General features: G+C 71.7%; 11 protein-coding genes. 4 read left to right on the top strand and 7 right to left on the bottom strand.

From position 1 onward, the window contains the following. Positions 1-86 precede the first annotated feature (86 nt). Both ACZ7LU_RS26440 and ACZ7LU_RS26435 read right to left on the bottom strand, forming a co-directional pair. Positions 87-854: an SDR family oxidoreductase gene (locus tag ACZ7LU_RS26440; RefSeq protein ID WP_471918365.1), complete on the bottom strand. Its 768-nt coding sequence runs from the start codon at positions 852-854 to the stop codon at positions 87-89. A gap of 102 nt (positions 855-956) precedes the next feature. Next, the gene (locus tag ACZ7LU_RS26435; RefSeq protein WP_398309912.1) at positions 957-1655 is read right to left on the bottom strand and encodes an alpha/beta fold hydrolase; all 699 of its coding nucleotides are present in this window, start codon (positions 1653-1655) and stop codon (positions 957-959) included. A gap of 136 nt (positions 1656-1791) precedes the next feature. On the opposite strand from ACZ7LU_RS26435, the gene ACZ7LU_RS26430 reads away from it, so the two are divergent. The 3 genes from ACZ7LU_RS26430 (at position 1792) to ACZ7LU_RS26420 (ending at position 5869) form a co-directional block, all read left to right on the top strand. Next, on the top strand, positions 1792-3120 hold the full coding sequence (locus tag ACZ7LU_RS26430; protein WP_471918205.1) for an erythromycin esterase family protein: 1329 nt from the start codon (positions 1792-1794) through the stop codon (positions 3118-3120). A 155-nt stretch (positions 3121-3275) separates the two neighbouring features. Next, the gene (locus tag ACZ7LU_RS26425) at positions 3276-4529 is read left to right on the top strand and encodes an MFS transporter (protein ID WP_471918364.1); all 1254 of its coding nucleotides are present in this window, start codon (positions 3276-3278) and stop codon (positions 4527-4529) included. A 68-nt stretch (positions 4530-4597) separates the two neighbouring features. Continuing rightward, on the top strand, positions 4598-5869 hold the full coding sequence (locus ACZ7LU_RS26420) for a serine-threonine protein kinase (protein WP_468314792.1): 1272 nt from the start codon (positions 4598-4600) through the stop codon (positions 5867-5869). A gap of 10 nt (positions 5870-5879) precedes the next feature. Here the strand turns inward: ACZ7LU_RS26420 and ACZ7LU_RS26415 are convergent, their stop codons facing one another. Then, positions 5880-8705, bottom strand: a complete 2826-nt coding sequence (locus ACZ7LU_RS26415; protein ID WP_471918204.1) for a penicillin acylase family protein — start codon at positions 8703-8705, stop codon at positions 5880-5882. Positions 8706-9010: 305 nt separating this feature from the next. On the opposite strand from ACZ7LU_RS26415, the gene ACZ7LU_RS26410 reads away from it, so the two are divergent. Next, positions 9011-9619 (top strand): hypothetical protein, encoded by a 609-nt coding sequence (locus tag ACZ7LU_RS26410; RefSeq protein WP_398309924.1) that lies wholly within the window; start codon positions 9011-9013, stop codon positions 9617-9619. 98 nt (positions 9620-9717) lie between these two features. Here ACZ7LU_RS26410 and afsR read toward each other — a convergent pair whose 3' ends face one another. The 4 genes from afsR to ACZ7LU_RS26390 all read right to left on the bottom strand — a co-directional run bounded on the left by afsR (position 9718) and on the right by ACZ7LU_RS26390 (position 15421). Continuing rightward, positions 9718-12690, bottom strand: coding sequence for an SARP-family global regulator AfsR (afsR, locus tag ACZ7LU_RS26405; protein ID WP_471918363.1), 2973 nt, complete (start codon positions 12688-12690; stop codon positions 9718-9720). 994 nt (positions 12691-13684) lie between these two features. After that, the gene (locus ACZ7LU_RS26400) at positions 13685-14509 is read right to left on the bottom strand and encodes a S1 family peptidase (protein WP_468561607.1); all 825 of its coding nucleotides are present in this window, start codon (positions 14507-14509) and stop codon (positions 13685-13687) included. After that, complete coding sequence (locus ACZ7LU_RS26395) at positions 14506-14817, bottom strand: CU044_2847 family protein (RefSeq protein ID WP_468314803.1); 312 nt, start codon at positions 14815-14817, stop codon at positions 14506-14508. Before ACZ7LU_RS26395 ends, ACZ7LU_RS26400 begins: the two co-directional genes overlap by 4 nt. 85 nt (positions 14818-14902) lie before the next feature. Then, positions 14903-15421 carry a hypothetical protein gene (locus ACZ7LU_RS26390; protein WP_468314806.1) on the bottom strand — a complete coding sequence of 173 codons (519 nt, stop codon included), beginning with the start codon at positions 15419-15421 and terminating at the stop codon, positions 14903-14905. Positions 15422-15556 lie beyond the last annotated feature (135 nt).

The following is a 15556-nucleotide window of genomic DNA, read 5'->3' as shown; positions in this document are numbered from 1 at the left end:
GCGCGTGCCGTCACCGCGCGTACCGACGTCGCGCGTGCCGGCGTCCTGGGGGCGGTCGTCCTGCGTGAGGTCGTGCCTGCCGTCGTTCACCGGTCGGTCGCCTCCCACTTCTGCTGGATGTGGTTCATGCCCTTCAGCCACTTGTCGGGGGTCTCGGCACGGGCCCGGTAGAACGCGGCGACCTCGGGGTGCGGCAGGATCAGGAAGCGGTCCTCCGCCATGCCGGCGAAGAGCGCGGCGGCGACGTCGTCCGGCTCGATGGCGGTGGGCGTGAGCACCAGTTCGCCCGCGGTGCCGGTGGCGGCGAGCATGTCGGTGCGGACGCCCTGCGGGCAGATCGCGTGGACCTTGAGGCCGCGGTGGCGGTAGGTGAGCGAGAGCCATTCGGCGAAGGCGTACGCGCCGTGCTTGGTGACGCTGTAGGGCGCGGCGCCGATCATGGTGAGCAGGCCGGCCGCGGAGACCGTGGAGACGAAGCGGCCGCCGCCCCGCTCCAGCCAGTCGGGCAGCAGCGCGTGGGCCGCCCGCACGTGTGCCATCACGTTGACGTCCCAGGCCGCGGCCCAGACCTCCTCGGGCGCGGCCTCGCTGCCGCCGGAGCCGAGTCCGGCGTTGGCGCAGTACACGTCGACCGTGCCGCCGAGCGCCTCGCGGGCCTGCGGCACGATGCCGGACGCGTCGCCCGGTACGGCGATGCCGCCCACCTCGTCGGCGACGGCCTTCGCCTTGGCGCCGTCCAGGTCGTTGACGACGACGCGCGCCCCCTCCGCGGCGAAGCGGCGGGCGAGCGCGGCCCCGATGCCGCCGCCTCCGCCCGTGACGACGACTCCCTTGTCCCGCAAGGTTTCCACGATGGTTCTCCTTCGGCCCGCGGCTCGGCTTCGCTGGCAGACTAACCAGTCGGTATGTCGTCGCGAAAGGGGGGCGCCGCGGAGCGGGGCGGGGAAGCGGACGGCTCAGGTCCGCGCGGCGGCGTGCAGGATCCTCGCCAGCTCGCGCGGCTGGGAGAACATCGGCCAGTGGCCGGTGTCCATCTCGACGAGGCGCCAGCGCTCGCTCTTGAGGAGTTCGGTCACGTCGTCCGTCGGCTCGGCGCCGTCCAGCAGGCACTTGACGTACGTCGCGGGGATGTCGCCGAGCGAGCGCTCCAGGACGGCGGACTCGGTCAGGGTGGCGCCCGGATGCGGTGTCGAGCCGCCGGCGAACCGGGCGATCTGCTCGCTGTCCAGGTCCTGGCCGTCGAAGTCCGCGGCGCTGAGGGGCGGCCAGGAGCCGTCGCTCTCGTCGAGTGTGGCCTCGAACATCTGCTGGCCCTGCCACCACATCGACGCGAACGACTCGCCGTCGACCGGGACGCTCGCGTCGACGAAGACGACGCGCCTCAGCCGGTCACCGATCCGCTCGGCGGCCTGGCCGACGGGAATGCCCGCGTAGCTGTGCCCGACGAGGACGACGTCACGCAGGCCGAGCCGTTCGACCTCGTCGACGATGTCCCGCACATGGGTCTGCTGTCCGGCCGGTACGTCCTGCTTGTCGGCGAGCCCCGACAGCGTGAGGGGATGAGCGCCGTGCCCGGCGGCGCGCAACTCCCGCGCCACGTCCTCCCACGCCCACGAGCCGAGCCACGCGCCTGGCACCAGTATGAATTCCGCCATGGCGCCGAACGTACACGCCGTGGCGGCGGTGGGGCAGACCCCACCGGTCAGGGTGGTGTCAGCCGGATGGTGCGGCGCCCGGCCCGCGCGGGACCGTGATCTTCACAGGAAATCGGTCGGGTTCAGGAGGCACGACATGGCACGGGTGACGCGCCGCAGGGCTTCTCTTCTGCTGGTCACGGCGGCCGGGACGGGCGCGCTGCTCGCTCCCCACACAGCGGTGGCCGCGCCACCGCCCGCGGATCCGGTCGCGGCGATCGAACGCGCTGCCCACCCCCTGCGGTCGACCGATCCGGGCGGGAGCACGAAGGATCTGCGGCCGCTGGGCCGGATGGTCGGCGACGCGTCGGTGGTGGGTCTCGGCGAGGCGACGCACGGCTCGCACGAGTTCTTCACCATGAAGGAGCGGGTGTTCCGCCACCTCGTCGAGGAGAAGGGCTTCACCACCTTCGCGCAGGAGATGAGCTGGACGACCGGGGTGCGCTTCGACGCCTATGTGCGGGGCGGCGCGGGCGACGCGCGCGAGCTGGTCCACCGCGAGCTGGCGAAGACCCCGTGGGACACCGACGAGTACGTCCATCTGCTGCGCTGGATGCGCGCGTACAACGACAGACATCCGGAGCGCGAGCTGCGCTTCATGGGAAACGATCTCAACTACCCCGAGCAGGGCGCCGAGTTGTTCGACGGGGTGAGTGACTACGTGCGCGCCCACGAGCCGGATCTGCTGCCCCGGATCACGAAGCTGTACGCGCCGCTGCGGCGCCTCACGGACGGCGACACGTACATGGCACGGCCGCTCGCCGAGCGCGTGGCACTGGCGAAGAAGGCGCGCGAGGCGTACGACCTGCTGAAGGAGCGCGGTCCCGGGGCGCGGAGCGAGGCGTACGAACTCGCCCTGCACCACGCCAGGTCGGTCGCGCAGACCGGCAACGTGTACGCCTTCCCGCTCGATACGCCCGAGGGCCAGCGGGACGCGATGCTGTACCGCGATCGGATCATGGCGGACAACACGGCGTGGTGGCAGCGGCACGCGGGCGGCAAGGTGCTCCTCTCCGCCCACAACGCCCATGTCGCGTACGAGTCCTTCGATCCGCGCTATCCGAAGATGCAGGGCGCCTTCCTGCGCGACCGGCTCGGCAAGCGGTACACGAGCATCGGGTTCACCTTCAACGAGGGCGGGCTGATGGCGCAGAGCGCGGACTCCCAGGTCTGGAAGCCCCGTTGGCTCGCCCCGGCGGACCGCGGCACGAACGAGCACACGCTCGACAAGGTGCGCTTCGACGACTACTTCGTCGACATGCGGACCGCTCCCCCGGCCGCCCGCACGTGGCTGGGCGAGCCCCGGACCACCCGGAGCATCGGCAACGTATATCCGGACGGCCCGTACAAAATCCGCCTCAAGGCCTCGCACGACATCCTCATCCATCTGCACGACATCACACCGGCCCACCGTCGGTCTCAGTGACCGAGACCAGCCGTATCACCTATTGACTGCCCCCTACATCGACCACGAGAGTGCCGCTCGTGCACAGCGAAGCGACAGCAACAGAGAAGCAGCAGGCCCGGGCCGCGGAGGGCGACGCGGGCGGCACGGGCGGCGCGGAGGGCAGCGCCGAGAGCCTGCGCCGGGTGGCCGTGGCCTCCTTCATCGGGACGGCCATCGAGTTCTACGACTTCTACATCTACGGCACGGCGGCCGCCCTCGTTCTGAACGAGGCGTTCTTCCCGACCCTCGACCCGGTCAACGCCACCCTCGCGTCGTTCTCCACGTACGCGGTGGCGTTCGCGGCCCGGCCCATCGGCTCGGTGGTCTTCGGGCACTTCGGCGACCGGGTGGGACGCAAGTCGGTCCTGGTGGCCTCGCTGCTCCTGATGGGGCTCTCGACCGCCCTCGTCGGCCTCCTGCCCGGCTATGGAACATGGGGCGTCTGGGCGCCGCTGCTGCTGATCCTGCTCCGCTTCCTGCAGGGCATCGGGCTCGGCGGCGAGTGGGGCGGCGCCGCGCTCCTCGCGGTGGAGCACGCGCCGAAGAAGAAGCGCGGGATGTACGCGGCCTTCCCGCAGCTCGGTCCCTCCGTGGGGTTCTTCGCGGCGACCGGTGTCTTCTGGCTCCTTTCGGCCACGCTCTCCGACGACGCGTTCAGGTCGTGGGGCTGGCGGGTGCCGTTCCTGCTCTCGTTCCTGCTGGTCGCCGTCGGCCTGTTCGTGCGCCTCAGGATCAGCGAGACGCCGGTCTTCGCGAAGGTCATGGAGGCACAGGAGGCGAGCAAGGTGCCCGCGCTCGACGTGCTGCGCCGCCACCCGCGCGAACTGCTGCTCGGCGCGGGCGGCATGGTCGTCGCGTACGGCCTCTTCTACACCGCCACGACCTACTGCCTCTCCTACGCCACCGGCACCCTGCACATCTCGCGCAACACCATGCTCGGCCTCTCCCTGGTGGCCTGCCTCTTCCTCGCGGCCGGCACCTGGCTCGCCGCGACGCGCTCCGACGGGGCGGGGCGGCGCAGACTGGTCCTTGCGGGCACGGCGCTCGCGGTGGTGTGGGGGCTCGTGCTCTTCCCGCTCCTGGACACCGAGCAGCCGGTGCTCGTCGCCCTCGCGATCGGCGGCGCGCTGTTCTGCATGGGCGTCGTCTACGGCCCGATGGGCGCCTATCTGCCCGAGCTGTTCTCCACGAGCGTGCGCTACTCGGGCGCCTCGCTCGCGTACAACCTGGGCGGCGTGCTCGGCGGCGCCGTCTCGCCGCTGGTGGCGACCCGGCTGCAGTCGGCGTTCGGCTCCTCGTCGGTGGGGTGGTACGTGAGCGCGATGGCGGTCGTGTCGCTGCTGTGCGTCCTCGCGCTGCCGGAGACGCGGGAGCGGGAACTCGCCTGAGCCCTCGACGTGTTCGCGGGGCGGGTGCTGCGCGGCGTATGGCCAGGTGGCCCGGGCGGCAGGATCATATGGGCGTGGAGCCCTACTGGGAATTGACCTTCGACGCCGACGGCGACGTCGACACCGCGCAGCGTGCGCAGCTGCTGTCCGGCGCGGAACGCGAACGCGTCACCGATCTGCTGGTCTTCGCGCACGGCTGGAACAACGAGCAGAAGGACGCCAGGAAGCTGTACCGGCGCTTCTTCGGCCCCTGTCAGGACCTGGCCGGGCCAGGGGTGCGCCTCGGCTACGTCGGGGTGCTGTGGCCCGCCATCCGCTTCCCCGACGAGCCCATCCCCGACTTCGACCCCTCGGCCGCCCCCGTGCCCGCCACACCGCCCGGCGAGCCCGTGCTCGACGCGGCGACCCGGCAGGCGCTCGACCGGGCCTTCCCCGACCACGCCGAGACCCTCGACCGGATCGCCGAACTGCTCGCGGAGCGCTCCCAAGTGCCGTCACGGGTGTACGAGTTCGGGCGGCACGTCCGGGAGCTCGTCTCCCTGCGCGAGACGCACCCGGCACGCCACTTCGGCCAGGACACCGGCGCGGGCGAGCCCGCCATGCTCACCGACGACGCCGTCCAGGTCTGCGAGATCTTCGCCGCCGCGCGCGCGGACACCGGGGAGCCGCTGCTCCTCGGCGAACTGCGCGAGCGGCTGTGGGACGGCGCGCACGAGCTGCTGCGGCAGGGCACGTACTACGCGATGAAGCGGCGGGCCGGCGCGGTCGGCCAGCTGGGGCTCGGCCCCGCGATCGGGCTGCTCGCCGCCGATGTGCCGACGATCAGGGTGCACCTCATCGGGCACAGCTTCGGCGGCCGGCTCGTCTCGTACGCGCTGCGCGGGATGCCCGCCGACGTGCGTGCGGTGAAGTCGGTGACGCTCCTCCAAGGGGCCTTCTCGCACTACACGTTCGCCGAGCGCCTGCCGCACGACAAGTCGCGCGGCGGCGCCCTGCACGGCGTGCAGCGCCGCGTCGACGGCCCGCTGGTCTCCTGCTACTCACGCCACGACGACGCGCTCGGCCGCCTGTACCCGCTGGCGTCGAAGCTGGCCGGCGACTCCTCCTCCTTCCTGAGCCTGTGGGAGCGGTGGGGCGCCATCGGCTACAACGGCATCCGTGCCGTGGACGGCACCAAACGCATCAAGCTCGGCGACAAGCTGCCGGCCAAGGGGTGCGTGAGTGTCGACGCGGCGTCGGTGGTGCGGCGCGGCGGTCCGCCCTCCGGCGCGCACAGCGACGTGTGCCATGAGGAGCTGGCACGCCTCGTGTTCGCCGCGGGGCGGATCGCTCTCGCCTGAGGGGGCGCGCCTACCGGTGCCGGGGGAACTCGACGACCTGCTGGTACGTCGGGCGGTTCTGCCACTGGATCGGCTTGTGCGTGATGCCGCCGAGTGCCCGGTGGATGACGGAGTCCGCGCACCACTGATCGCCGGCCTTGCAGGAGTCGTCACCGGGGTAGACCTCGGTGGCGGGCTCGGCGACGGCCTGCGCGAGGGTGGTCAGCAGGGCGTCACGGCAGGCGTCGAGTTCGCCGCCGCCGCAGTAGGCGTCGGCGAGCCCGCCCTGCACCGGCTCCCCGAGGACCTTGCGCAGGTCCTTGTCGGCATAGCCCCACCAGCCGTACTGGAAGGCCGATCCGGCGTGCGCCCCGGTGGGTCCGTGGCCGGCGGACGGCGCCTCGTCGGTGGCGAGCTGTGACGTGAGGGCGGCGTAGAGGTCCTTGCCGAGACCGGGCTCGAACTCGGCCTCGATCAGCAGCGGCCACCAGGCGTCCATGATCCGCACGGCGTCGGGGTGGGCGTACGTCTTCGACCCGGCCGACGTCTGGTTGCGCTGCGCGCCCGCCTTGCGCCACGCCTCCAACTGCTGGAGCGCCTTGGACAGCTGCGGATCGGTGACCGGCTTGCTGCGGAGCACCTTGAGCAGCTCGGGCAGCACCTGTTCGCCGCGCAGGTCGGTGACGGCCGCCTCGGACATGGCGCGGGTGAGGGAGGCGCGGGTGACGCCGCCGTCTTCGGTGAGCTTCCTGACCCGCCCGTCGAGCAGGTCGCCGCGGTGCACGGCGCTCACGCCGAAGCCCGCCGTGCTGAAGTCCTTCGCCTGCTTGTTGTTCCAGGAGATGTAGTAGTCCTGGTTGACGGACTGCGGGTGCTCGGCGGGCGGGGTCTGCGCGGAGGTGTTGTTCTCGGGGTCGAAGTCCCGCCACTCGTAGGCCTGTCCGGCCTTGGCCGGCAGGGCGGGGTCGACGCCGTCCGCGCGCTCGGGGTTGGCGCCGCTGTTGTAGTACGCGATGTCGCGGGAGTCGGCGTAGAACCAGTTGAAGGCGTAGCTGATGTGCTGCGCCGCCCTCTGGAAGCTCGCGGCGTCCTTGACGTACGACGGGTCGTTGAACATCTGGAAGCCGATGATGGAGTCGGCCTCGTGGCGGTAGGTGGAGCGCAGCGAGACGTACGCGACGGGCTTGCCGTCGACGCTCGCGCGGTGCGTCACGATGCCGTACTTCGTGCGGAAGACCTGCATGCGGTAGGAGCCGGCGGCCGTGGAGTCGGCGAGGGTCGGCTTCCAGGCGTTCTTGCGCTCCAGCTTCTCCATGGGGGTGCAGGTGCCCCGGTGGAGGTAGCCGGCCGACTGCTTGGTGGGGGTGCCGCCGCCCGGTTCGCAGAGCTCGACGGCGTACGTGTCGGTGATGTCCTGTCCCGCGGAGGTGGCCGACCAGGCGTAGTCCTGGCCGCGCCCCAGCTGGACGTACATGCCGACGCCCGCGAAGGAGACGCCGCGGGCGCTGATGCCGGGGCCCTGGAGTTCCTGCTGCATGAGGAGCTGGGGCGCGAAGTAGCCGGTCTGCGGGCCGAAGACGGCGACGGGGTTGCCGCTCGCGGTGTGCTTGCCGGAGACGAGCAGGGCGTTCGACATGCCCTTCTTGTGGCCGTCGGCGCGGAAGAGGTGAGCGGGCAGGACGCCCTTGTCGTACATGCCCTGGAGCGGCTTGAGCTTCTCGGGGGCCTTCACCGGGTCCTTCGCGCCGCTATTCGCGCCGCCCTCTCTGTCGTACACCAGCTGCTCGCGCTCGACCGAGCCCGGGTCGGGCATGGCCGTGCCGCGCGCCTTCTCCGGCTTGCCCGCGTACGGGAAGCTCGTGCCGTCGTGGATGGTCTGCACGGCCTCGGGGTCGTTGCGGGCGCGGAAGGACTCCCAGACCTTCGTGCCCTTCTCGACGCCGTACTTCTCCTGGGACTTCAGGAGGGAGAGGGCCGACTCGACCTCTCCGCCGCCGCCGTTGCCGAAGAGGCCGCCGACCACGGAGGCCAGCGCGATCATGTCGGTGACCTTGAAGGGTTCGATCTCACCGGCGTTGGTGATCGCGTCGATCTTGCCGGTCAGGACGTATTCGCCGGGGAAGTAGCGGCCGTTCTTGGACTTCACGCGGTAGGCGTTGAGCCCGTCTATGTAGGCCTGCGCGTCCTCCATCGCCTGCCTGCCGCGCTCGCCCTGCGTCGACTTGATGTACTCGACCTGCTTCTCCAAGTCCTTCTCGGTGTACGGGGCCTGCGGCCAGAACTGCTGCTCCAGGCCCTGGTTGGCGAGCGCGCCGCCCGCGAACGAGGTCAGCTGGCCGCGTCCGATGTGCCGGAAGAGGTCGATCAGCCAGAGCCGGTCCTGTCCGGCGGCGAAGCCCGCGCCGAACTCGGTGCCGTAGCGCGTGGTGCCCTTGATGTGCGGGATGCCGTACTTCTTGTCCCGGGTGATCGTCACGTCGTCGCGCGGCCTGGTGACGGAGGCGACTTGGCCCTCCCGCACGCCGAAGGAGGCGTCGTTGAAGAACTCGGTGAGCCGGTCGTCGGTGAGTGAGGGGTAGCCGGAGGAGAGCGCCTCGTAGGGCGCCAACTGGTCGTCGGCGTGCGCGGGCTGGGTGCCGAGGAGCCGGTGGGCGAGGATCTCGGCGAGCGTCGCACTGCCGTTCGCGCCGGGCGGCAGGATGTCCGCGCACTGGCTTCCGCAGTGGTCGACGGCCTCCTCCTTCGGCGCCGGGTCCCGTGGGGCGGCGGCGCCCGCCTGGGGCGTGAGCAGGGCGGCGCCGAGCGCGAGCACCGCCCCCGACGTGAGCGTTCTGAGCCTGACGGTGCGACGTCGCATGGGTGCTCCTCCGGTTTCTGCGGAAGGCCGATGCGGCGGAGGCTACTGGCGGGTTGCCGAACCCGAAAGATGAACAAGCGTCGCCTTTGCCGAATCACCACAACGCGCCCCCCTTGTGTCGGCATCACCCCAGATGAGGCGGGCAGGCGAAAAACAGTCGCGCGAAGAGGGAGCCGAATCGCGTGTCGATACGTCTACTCGGCAACGTCGTTTCGAACTCGATCGACTTGGCTCGACATCGACGCAGGCGAATGCGGAACACGGGGTACCAGTACGCGAAGCATGTGTGACGGAGGTGCAGGGCGATGGCCGGATTCCGGAGTCTCGCGAGACAGGTGCGCGATCCGAAGAGCGATCTGGCGCTGCGACGCTACTCGCTGCGCAAGTGCCTGGAGAGGTTCGCCCCCTACGGACACCGGGCGACCTGGGACCATCTGTGCGCCAGGGCCGGGTTCGGGCCCGAGGACAGGTCCCCCGACCCGGCACGGCTGGTGTCGGCGCTGAATGAGCTGGAGGCGGCCCGCGCGGTCTGGCTCGCCTACGAGGCGGGCTTCGCGGAACGCCGCCGCAAGGAGAAGCACGACGGGCTCAGGCGCCCGGGCAGCGTCGACGACTGGCACCGCTGCACCTGGGGCGGGTTCGGGGTCGCCTGGTGCGACGACCCCGACGTCCACCCGCACGAGCCCCTCGCCGAGGTGCTGCGCCGGCTGATCGCGGCGCTGGAGAGGGAGCCGGGCACGGCCTGCCCCGTCTGCGCGGACACCGCCCTCGCCTGGAAGCACGGCCTGGCGCACGAGCCGTCGTCGGGAGCGGTCTGCACGGGCTGCGGCATCGTCGTCCCCGGCCCCGTCCTCACACCGGAGGCGGTCACCCAGGCACGGTCGAGGTCCCTGCGCCCTCTGGTGTCCGTGTGACCGTCCCTCGGTGAACTCCGTACCGGGTGGACTCTGTACCGGCGCGGCCTGGCAGCTCCGGGCCGCACCGGCCGGGACGCAGGCTCGTAGGGTGGCCCCTAGGCGCTCCTGAGCCGCCGCGAGATGAGGGAGTGGAGTCCCGCCGTCTCCGCCTCCTGCCGGGTTCCGGCCTGCTCGTGGATCGCCAGCGCCTCGTGCCAGCAGGCCCGGGCGCGGTCCGACTGGCCGAGGGCGTTCAGCGAGCGGCCGAGCACCGTGAGCACACCGGCCCGTACGGACTCACCCCCGACGCAGCCCGTGGCGAGGGCCTGTTCGGCGTGGAGCGCGGCCTCGGTCGGGTGGTGGGCCGCCAACTGGACCGCTGCCAGGCGGTAGTGCGTCGTGCCCTCCCACAGCCGGTGGCCGCTCTCCCTGAACACCGCGAGGGCCCGGTTGAGTTCTTGGACGGCCTCGGTGAGCCGGTCGTTCGCCGCCAGGGCGAGACCGAGCGTGTACCGGCTGCCGGCGGCACCCACCACGTGGCCCATGTCGTCGAAGATGGCGGTGCTCCGCTCGGCGAGCACGAGGGCGTGGATGGTGTTTCCGGTCTGGAGGCGCAACCGCGCCTGGCCGCTCAGAGCACGGGCCTCACCCGCCCGGTCCCCGATCTCGCGGAAGCCTGCGACGGCCTGGTGGAAGTGGGTCTCAGCGGCCTCGGGGCGCTGCCGCTGCACGGCGATCAGGCCAAGGATGTGGGTGGCCCAGCAGACAGACAGGCGGTCTTGGTCCGCGCCGCTCAGGGAGAGCGCGAGCTCCGCCTCGCTGCCGGCCTCGTCGAGGCGTCCTGCGAACTCGTGGGCGCTGCTCAAGGCGACGAGGATGCGCCGCTCGGCCCGGACGTCGGCCTGTTCCAGCGCCGCGTCGCGCAGTGCCGTCGCCGTCACCTCGAACTCCCGGGAGTTGGCGCCCGACTCCGCCAGGTCGAGGGCGGACCACAGCAGGTCGGCAGCCCGCCTCAGGGTGCGCGGCGACGTGGCCTGCCGGGCACACGCCAGCAGGCAGCTCGCCTCGGTGTAGAGCCAGTCGCGGGCTTCGTTCCGGTCCGTGAACTCCAGTCGCTGGACGGATGTCGGCTCCAGGTGGCCGGCCAGGGCGTCTCCCGGCCGCTCGATCGCGTAGGCGTGCGCCGCGGTCGCGAGGTAGAAGTCGAGGAGCCTCGCGAGAGCCGCCTGGCCTTCGGACGGAGGCTGTCCGCCCGGTCCCTGGTCGGCTCCCGCCCGGTGCATCTCGTAGACGGCGCGGGCGTAGAGACGTACGAGATCGTCGTACCGGTAGCGGCCCGGGCCCGCCGATTCGAGGAGCGACGTGTCGACGAGGGCCTCCAGGAGGTCTTCCGTCTCCTCGAGGGGCAGATCGAGCATCGCTGCCGCCGCGGCCAGCGAGACGTCCGGGCCTTCGGCGAGGCCGAGCAGCCGGAAGGCGCGGGCCTGGGCGGGCGGCAACTGGCCGTACCCGAGTTCGAGGGTCGCCTTCACCGCCAGGTCACCGGCCTGAAGCTCGTCGAGGCGGCGCCGTTCGTCGGCGAGCTTCGCCGCAAGGACCGAGACCGTCCAGGTGCGGCGAGCGGCCAGCCGAGAGGCGGCGATGCGGATGGCGAGGGGCAGGAAACCGCAGGCCGCGGCCACGTCGAGGGCGGCCTTGCGCTCTGCGAGGACCCGCTCCTCCCCCACGATCCTGGTGAAGAGCTGGAGCGCCTCCTCGGGAGACAGGGCACCCAGGTCGACGAGGTGCGCGCCCGCCAGGTCGACCATCCGGACCCGGCTGGTGATCAGCGCCGCGCAGCCCGCCGTGCCCGGCAGGAGGTGGCGGATCTGGCCGGCGTCGCGGGCGTTGTCGAGGACCACGAGGACGCGCCGCCCGTCCAGGACGGAGCGGTAGAGCGCCGCCCGGTCTTGGAGCCCGTCCGGGATGTGGGCATCGGGGGTGCCCAACGCCCGCAGGAAGGAGCCGAGGACGGTTTCGGGCGAGTCCGCCTGCGCGTATGCCCCCTGGAGGTCGACGTACAACTGGCCGTCGGGGAAGTGCTGACGGGCCTTGTGGCCGACGTGCACCGCGAGAGTCGTCTTGCCGACACCGCCGATTCCGGCGATCGCGGCCACGGCCATGACGGACGCATCAGCGGCGTACAGCGCCTCGATCAGATCACGGACGAGGGAGGTGCGGCCGGTGAAGTCCGGCACGGTCGCGGGCAGTTGTGCGGGCCGTGCGAGTGCGGTGGCCGGGGCCGCTTCGTCCGCGGGCCGGCCGAGCTCCGGGTCGGCCTGGAGGATACGGGCCTGTAGCTCGTTCAGAGCGGGACGCGGGGCGACGCCGAGCTCTTCGGCGAGGAGGCGGCGCGTATCGGCGTACACGGCGAGGGCCTCGGCCTGGCGTCCGCAGCGGTAGAGCGCGAGCATGAGCAGTTCACGCAGGCGCTCGCGCAACGGGTGCTTCGCGGTGAGGGCCGTCAGTTCGGAGACGGCCTCGGCGTGCGCACCCGTCTCCATGTCCACGTCGAGCCGCGTCTCCAAGAGCTGGAGGCGCCACTCCTCCAGGCGCAGGCGCTGGGTCTCCGCGTACGGTCCCGGGATGCTCGCGAGCGGTTCGCCGTCCCACAGCGCGAGCGCCTTGCCGATGAGCGCGCGGGCTCTGCTCCGCTCACCCGCGGCCCTGGCACGTTCCGCCTCGGCGGCGAGGTCCTGCGCCACATTGAGATCGAGTGAACCGGCCGGAACGCGCAGCGCGTAGCCGCCGGACTCGCTGACGAGGAGACCGGGTTCCAGCGTCTTGCGCAGCCGGGACGCATAGGTCCGGATCGCGGCGAGCGCCTGACTGGGCGGGTCCTCTCCGTAGAGGGCGTCGATGAGCTCCGAGGCCGTGGCCGTGCGGCCCTCACGCAGCAGCAGGACGACGAGGAGGGCGCGCTGCTGCGGGGAGCCGGTCGGCACCGTTTCGCCTTCACGCCAGATCCTGACGGGCCCGAGGACGCCGAAGCGCAGGATCTCCGCTCCCTCCGCCGCCCACTTCGGCGGCCCCGTCGGTTCGGCGGTCACGGTCCCCTGCACGGCGGACGCCGGACCGGGGGGCGCGCCGGGCTGCACCGTCGGCGGTGGTGTCGGCAGCCGCACCGCGGGCCGCCGCTCCCCGTCCGCCTGCTCCGCCGCGGCCCGGACCAGTGCCTCGGCCTCCTCGATGCGCCGCGCGTCGCCCGTGGCCCGGGCCGCCTCGAACTCCGTGGCCGCCAGGTTCGCAAGGATGGAGCGGCACAAGGGGTGGCGCGGTCCCAGCATGGCGGAGGCCTTCTGCGCGGCGACCGCGATGACGTCGACCGCCCGCTCCATCCGCGCGTGGTCGCCCGCCGCGAGTGCCGAGCCGAACTCGGCCCTCGCCAGGGTGACGAGCGCGGAGAGCGAGGTGGGATGGCCGTCTCCGAGGCGCCGCGCCAGTTGTCGCGCGGTGTCGGCGATGGCGTGCACGAGGCGGTCGGCGTCGTCGTCGCGGCCCTGCCTGCGGGCGGTCTCGGCGAGCACCGACGTCGTCAACAGCTCGGTTTCCAGCCGGATCTGGGCCGGCTCGTCGGAGGCGCCGAGGCGTTGCGCCCGCTCGGCCGCGCTCCGCGCGCCGGTGAGGTCGCCGAGCCGGAGCTTGACCGCCGCGAGATTGGCGAGGGAGCGGGAGCCGACCGGCTCACCGTCGGCGTGCGGGCCCATGGAGACAGCCGTGGACAGCAAGGTGGCCGCGGCCGACAGGTGGCCGCGGTCCGCAAGGGCGACGGCGAGTTGGTCGCGGAGGTCTCCTGTGGCCGGGAGGGACTCCGGGTCCCACAGGAGCCTGGAGACCACATGTTGCAGCAGGGCGTGGGACGCTTCGGTGTGGCCGAGCGTCTCGAGCAGCGTCACCAGATAGGTGAGGTCCCTGCCCAGCCCCGGCCGTCCGAGCTCGACGGGTGAGCCGCACAGGGCCAGCGCGGCGGCCCAGGCGCGACGGCGGGCATCGGTGTCGCCGCTCAGTGCCCGCTCGGCGTCGGTGATGGCCTGCTGCCACGGGTCACTCATGGTCGTCTCCGCGCAGTTGGCGTTCGATGGCCGCTTTGGCGGCCATGAACTTGAGCTCGGCGATCTGCGAGGCGTCCAGGACGTGGCGCTGGGACCACTCGTCGATGCGCCGGAACCAGGACTCCGCGGCGCCCGCCGCCTCGTCGACGGTCAGGGTCTCGTCCTGCCGGTCGCGCCCGGCCCCGGCGCTCACCGGGTGGACCACGTCCATCAGGTGTTCCACATCGAACTGGTCGAAGCGGCGCATGGCTTCGGCGACCGTCGCGGCGAACAGCACGTTGGCGGAGCGGCGCACGTCGGCGCGGTCGGGTGCCTGCTCCAGGAGGATGCCGATGACCACCGGGTCACCGGACTCCGGGACGCCTTTGACCACCGGGCCCCCGGAATATCCCGAGTAGTCGCCGAGGTACTGGTGCGCCGTCAGCTGGAGCGCCTGGATGACCGCGCCCCCTTCGCAGAGATATTCGGCCGAGCCGCTGTCCACCTGGCCCCTGAGGTAGACCTCGGCGGACGCGGGACGGTAGGGCCCGTGCCAGTGGTCCCCGCCGTGGGCCACGCCGGCCCGGGGGATCGGCAACCGCACGTCGTGGGCGGCGGCGATGGTGATCAGTGCGAGGTCGGCGGCCTCGTCACGCCGGCAGACCTGGCCGACGAGGCGGCTGCCGTCCGCGAGGACGATGTCCACTCGGTCGTCCGGCGCGGTGAGGCTCCTCAGACAGTGCAGCGCCGTGAGCACATACCGGCGGGTCAGCAGGAATCCGCCGCCGAGGCGCTGCTCGGACTCGAAGAGTTCGACCCAGTAGCTCGCCCCGGTCACCGCTGCTCCGGCGCTCGCTCCACGGTGAGGGTGACCTCGAACGAGGCCTCCGCCGAGGCCTTGGAGAGGATGACCCCGGCTTCCGCCGCCAGGGTCAGACCGAAGGTGACGCTCATGCCGGACACCTGCCAGCCGTCACGGTGTCCCACCTGGGAGAGGGACCGCTGAGCGATGTCCGAGGCCTGGACGATGGCCTCTTCCAGCTCAGGTGCCCGCTCTCCCAGTGAAGCGCTGGTCCTCGTGCGGCTGGCGATCTGGCGGCTGCCGGTGGCGTCCAGAGCCACTGTCTCGACCCTGACGTCCGCCATGCGTCCCCCTGTCGGTGCGGTGCTCGTCGCACCGGATCTCCGTCGCCGACCGCAGCCTAACCAGCGGGGCCACCGGGCCGGAAGACTAGGGCGTCTTCACGTCCGTGTGGATGGCCAGCTTGAACTGGGCGTGGATCAGCGGGGTCCGGAGCTTCACGTCGCCCGCGCCGCGGGTCGAGATCTTCAGGCCCACGGGTGTGTCCGGGTGCACGAACATCTGCCAGAGGTAGGTGCGGTACTGCCCTCCTCTGGTCGGTGCCGCGTCCGTCGTCGCGGTCGAGTCGTAGCCGGTGGTCAGGTTCAGCGGGTCGCGGACGTAGCGCGAGCGGTGTTCGGTGGCCTTGGCGTCGGCCGTCCAGAAGACCATGGCGGAGAGCATGCCCCAGCCGTCGTGGCTGGGCCATATCAGCCCCGAGCGGGCGTCCGGGAACTTCGACGGGCTGGTTCCGCCCTTGGAGGGGTCGTGCATGCGCCACGGGTCGTAGGACTCGTCACCCGTGCCGTACGGGAAGCGCACCAAGTAGTAGCCGTCACTGTCGTACTTGATGGACTGCGGCCCGTGCCGTGCGGCGTCCCACAGCAAGGAGCAGATGGCGACAGACATGTGATCCCCCGATCCGCGTCGATGTGCTCTGCGTTCTTCCTTCTGCGTACTTCCTTCTGCGTACTTCTCTCTGCTTTCTCTCTTGCTTGCCCTCTGCAGAACACGTTGGTGCCTCGCGGGCGGTTGCGGGAGGCC

Source organism: Streptomyces sp. NPDC039462 (assembly GCF_055639375.1).
This window is presented reverse-complemented; position numbering and strand designations above follow the sequence as displayed.

Excerpts from the sequence above, each read along its gene's own strand:
- ACZ7LU_RS26435 (WP_398309912.1), bottom strand. The coding sequence starts at position 1,655 with ATGGCGGAATTCATACTGGTGCCAGGCGCGTGGCTCGGCTCGTGGGCG.
- ACZ7LU_RS26430 (WP_471918205.1), top strand. The coding sequence starts at position 1,792 with ATGGCACGGGTGACGCGCCGCAGGGCTTCTCTTCTGCTGGTCACGGCG.
- ACZ7LU_RS26420 (WP_468314792.1), top strand. The coding sequence starts at position 4,598 with ATGGGCGTGGAGCCCTACTGGGAATTGACCTTCGACGCCGACGGCGAC.
- ACZ7LU_RS26415 (WP_471918204.1), bottom strand. The coding sequence starts at position 8,705 with ATGCGACGTCGCACCGTCAGGCTCAGAACGCTCACGTCGGGGGCGGTG.
- ACZ7LU_RS26410 (WP_398309924.1), top strand. The coding sequence starts at position 9,011 with ATGGCCGGATTCCGGAGTCTCGCGAGACAGGTGCGCGATCCGAAGAGC.
- ACZ7LU_RS26395 (WP_468314803.1), bottom strand. The coding sequence starts at position 14,817 with ATGGCGGACGTCAGGGTCGAGACAGTGGCTCTGGACGCCACCGGCAGC.
- ACZ7LU_RS26390 (WP_468314806.1), bottom strand. The coding sequence starts at position 15,421 with ATGTCTGTCGCCATCTGCTCCTTGCTGTGGGACGCCGCACGGCACGGG.